The 3,556-nt window shown below is 55.3% G+C and carries 4 protein-coding genes; all 4 read left to right on the plus strand.

Annotation, left to right across the window (positions count from 1 at the left end; translation table 11 throughout):
* Positions 1-120: 120 nt before the first annotated feature.
* The gene (locus tag ACQRAP_RS08550) at positions 121-609 is read left to right on the plus strand and encodes a hypothetical protein (RefSeq protein ID WP_138374554.1); all 489 of its coding nucleotides are present in this window, start codon (positions 121-123) and stop codon (positions 607-609) included.
* A 38-nt stretch (positions 610-647) separates the two neighbouring features.
* A complete protein-coding gene (locus ACQRAP_RS08555) occupies positions 648-1,415 on the plus strand; it encodes a GntR family transcriptional regulator (RefSeq protein ID WP_427719866.1) in 768 nt (255 codons plus the stop codon).
* Positions 1,400-2,113, plus strand: a complete 714-nt coding sequence (locus ACQRAP_RS08560; RefSeq protein ID WP_427719867.1) for a GntR family transcriptional regulator — start codon at positions 1,400-1,402, stop codon at positions 2,111-2,113. Before ACQRAP_RS08555 ends, ACQRAP_RS08560 begins: the two co-directional genes overlap by 16 nt.
* A gap of 193 nt (positions 2,114-2,306) precedes the next feature.
* The gene (locus ACQRAP_RS08565; RefSeq protein WP_427729290.1) at positions 2,307-3,422 is read left to right on the plus strand and encodes an SIS domain-containing protein; all 1,116 of its coding nucleotides are present in this window, start codon (positions 2,307-2,309) and stop codon (positions 3,420-3,422) included.
* The last annotated feature ends 134 nt before the right edge of the window (positions 3,423-3,556 follow it).

Below are 3,556 nucleotides of genomic sequence, written 5' to 3' on the forward strand. Positions count from 1 at the left end.
CGTCCGTGAACTTTTCCGCTGGGCGAGCCATAGACACCACGCACCGATGCAGTAAAGCGGCGGCTTGAAATTGGTGCTATATTCAACTTGAGTTGTTTAATACTAGTACGGGAGGCTGATATGGGGCTGTTCAAGAAGAAAAACCCGCAGGATGCCTTTGATCCCGATGTGTTTACCATCACGGATACGATTTTGGACCCGCCGCGGTTTACGTTTTTGCCGGCTATCTACCAGGATGCCACGCGTCGCAAGTGGGCCGTGCATCAGCGCGGCGGCGAGCCGAAGATTTTTGACTATGCGGACGTTTTGCAGTGCGAAGTGGCCGAGGCGGGCGATCCGGAGGCCGAGGAAGTGGTCTCAAAACAGGAATTTGCCCAGCGTATCCTGGCAAATCCTGCCAAGGCGGCGAAAATAAACGCTGCCAAGCGTAATATGTGTCTTGGTATGGGCGTTGTTGTGGCGGTTCAGACGGGAAAAGACGAGGTTTCCAAATTAGAGATTCCCGTTATGACCGACGAAGTCAAACGCGATTCAAGTCTATATAAGTCGTATCGGAATGTTGCCGAGAAGATCAAGGCCGAATTTGATGCCATGGGAGGGCTGGTCTAATTTTGGCGGCATACGTTTCTGAATGAGGAGTCTGTGCAATGGCAGGCGAATCTTATGCAATTCCCCCCAAAGATCGTGCTGTTGAGGGAATTCTTTGGTATATCCAGCACCACCAGCTTGCCGGCGGCGATCGCCTGCCGGCCGAGCGCGTGCTGTGCGAAGAGATCGGCGTTTCGCGTACAGCGTTGCGCGCCGGTATCACGCGGCTCATCTCTTGTGGAACGCTCGAGAGCCGTCGCGGATCGGGTACGTATGTGTGTCCTCCCAAGCCGCTGAACATCTTCCAGGAAACGTATAACTTTTCCGATGCTGTGCGGACTGCCGGCCTGCACCCCTCTTCTCGTCTGGTTTCCACCGGGACCATCGAGGCGGATGAGGCGCTTGCCGACAAGCTTGGGGTGTCTGTAGGCGCTCCTTTGCTCCGCATGCAGCGCGTTCGACTTATTGAGGGCGAGCCGGCGTCAATCGAGACGGCTCACGTTAACCTGTCCCTGTGCCCATCGCTTACCGAGCACGATTTTGAGTGCGAGAGCCTTTACGATGTCTTGCTCAAAGAAGGTGGCGTGCGTGTTGAGCATGGACGTGAGCATATCTCCATCTCGCGTTTGAACGCCGAAGAGGCCGAGTTGCTCCAGCAAGAAGAGGGAACGCCGGTGTTCTATGAGAGCACGATCGAATTTGATAAGGACATGCGTTTTGTGGAGCATTGCAAATCGGTGATTTTGCCCACAAAGTTTCGCTTTGCCGATAACGGCGAAAAGAACGGAATGAGAAGCGTGGCAGGTGAACAATGGCTGAAACAGTAGATGCCACCCCGGTTTATATGCGCATTCGACGCCGCATCGAGGAACGTATCGAGCGCGGTATATATCCCACGGGTTCCATGATTCCGTCCGAAAAAGACCTCGCCGAGGAATTTGGTACGACACGCTTGACCATCCGAAGCGCTGTCGATGAGCTGGTTCGGCGCGGGCAGATTCGACGCGTCCGCGGAAAGGGCGCGTTTGTGGCGCAGAAAGTACCCGTTGCCTACGAGCGAACAGGAGGCTTTCGCGAGTCGGTTCGTGCTTCGGGCGGCGAGCCGTCCGTCCGTATCCTCGCGCGTTCCAAGCGTTATGCGGGCCCATATTATGCCAACCTGTTTGGCATTGCCGAGGACGATTTGTTGTATTCGATTCGGCGTTTGAACTGCGTCAACGGCGATCCCGTATCGATTGAGATGGCGTTCATCCCGTGCCGGCTGTTTCCCACAATCGAAGATATTGACGTGTCGGTCTTCAGCTTGTACGAGACCTATGAGATGCTAGGCCGAAAGCCGGTCATGGCTCAGGAGAAGCTCGATATCGAGGCGGTGGGCGCACGCGACGCGGGCTTGCTTGGCTTGGAACAAGGGGATCTTGTTTTGCTTTTGGAATGCGTGAGCTATGACGCGAGCGGTCAGGCTATCGAGTATGTAAAGTCCTTCAATCGTGGCGATGCGGGCGGCTACACCTATACGTACTAGCTGGGGCTTTGCATCGCGCGCGGTAACAGCCGGTCTGTTTGGGCAATTTGACCGACTGTATATACAACCTTACATAGCTCAAAATCGACCGTTCGCCGAAGGGGATAAATTAATCGACAAAGAGGTATCAAAAAGCCGTAACCTGTAACTGTGATTGGTATCAAATACTAATGATTTGTTACGAGGTGAGACGATGAAGATGCTCGATTACGTTCAGCTTGCCCATGTGCGTATGGGAGAGAACCTCGAGCGTTCGTCTGAGCTGGTAGCGCAGCTCGTTGATATTTTCCAGTCCGGTTCTTTTGACGCGCTGCGCATCGTTGCTTCGGGTTCGTCGCGCCATGCTGCGGATTGCGCCCGCGATTACCTGCAAGATGCGCTGCAGATGCAGGTGTCCGTTGTGACGCCCGAGGCCTTCGTCGATTTTGAACACACCTATCCACAGCATGCGCTCAACATCGCCGTCTCGCAGAGCGGCTATTCAACCAATACGATTGCGGCGCTCGATTACATGTGCGCACACGATATGGCTGCAGTTGCGCTCACGGCAAACGTCGAGGCACCCATCAAGGAGCACACTGACATCGTTCTTGACTACGGTGTGGGCGTCGAGTCGGTGGACTTTGTAACTCTGGGCGTCGAGGTTCTCGTTGAGTATCTGGTGCTTTTTGGTATTTACGGCGGTCAGGCGCGCGGAACGGTTGACGCCAAAGGCGTCACCCAGCGTCTTGACGACCTGCGCGAGGCCATCCAGGCCAATGCCGTAATGTGCAAGACCGCCGAGGCATATGTCCAAGACCACATGCTCGAGCTTTCTGAGCACACGCCCGCCATGGTCGTCGGCAACGGCCCCAATTATGGCGTTGCCGAAGAGGCGGCCCTCAAGCTGAGCGAGACCATCAAGATTCCTGCCATGCATCACGAAGGCGAGGAGTTCGTCCACGGTCCCGAGATGCAGATCGTTCCGGGCTATCTGGTGTTTATCGTCGACGATCCGCAGGGGTCGGAGCGTCTTGCGAATATCGCCGATGCGCTATCGAACGTTACGACAAAAACGGTGCTGCTCACGGCCCATCCCAGGGGTAAGGCTCACGAGGTTGCGGTGCCTCAGGTGGCTCCGCTGCTCAGCGCAATTCCCAATTTGGTGTTCTTCCAGACGATTGCGGCAATGATCGCCGAGCGTCTGAAGTCATGGGACGTGCACCCGTATCTTGATGCCGTCTCCAAGCAAATGGAGGTCAAGGCAGAGGGCTACGAAGAATCAGTCAATGCGCTTAAGGCCAAAGCGGCCGAGTGTTACGGAATGTAAGCGGGTTTGATGCCCGTTGGCATGGGGGATGTGAAGACAACCCCAGAAAGGAGAGACAAATGAAGGAAACCGAGAAGATCGAGATCATGCATTTCGACCAGGAGGGCTATCTCGAGGACGGCAAGGCGCTCTAC

The organism is Collinsella sp. SGI.180 (genome assembly GCF_050313455.1).
GTDB lineage: Bacteria > Actinomycetota > Coriobacteriia > Coriobacteriales > Coriobacteriaceae > Collinsella.

Excerpts from the sequence above, each read along its gene's own strand:
- ACQRAP_RS08550 (WP_138374554.1), top strand. The coding sequence starts at position 121 with ATGGGGCTGTTCAAGAAGAAAAACCCGCAGGATGCCTTTGATCCCGAT.
- ACQRAP_RS08555 (WP_427719866.1), top strand. The coding sequence starts at position 648 with ATGGCAGGCGAATCTTATGCAATTCCCCCCAAAGATCGTGCTGTTGAG.
- ACQRAP_RS08560 (WP_427719867.1), top strand. The coding sequence starts at position 1,400 with ATGGCTGAAACAGTAGATGCCACCCCGGTTTATATGCGCATTCGACGC.
- ACQRAP_RS08565 (WP_427729290.1), top strand. The coding sequence starts at position 2,307 with ATGAAGATGCTCGATTACGTTCAGCTTGCCCATGTGCGTATGGGAGAG.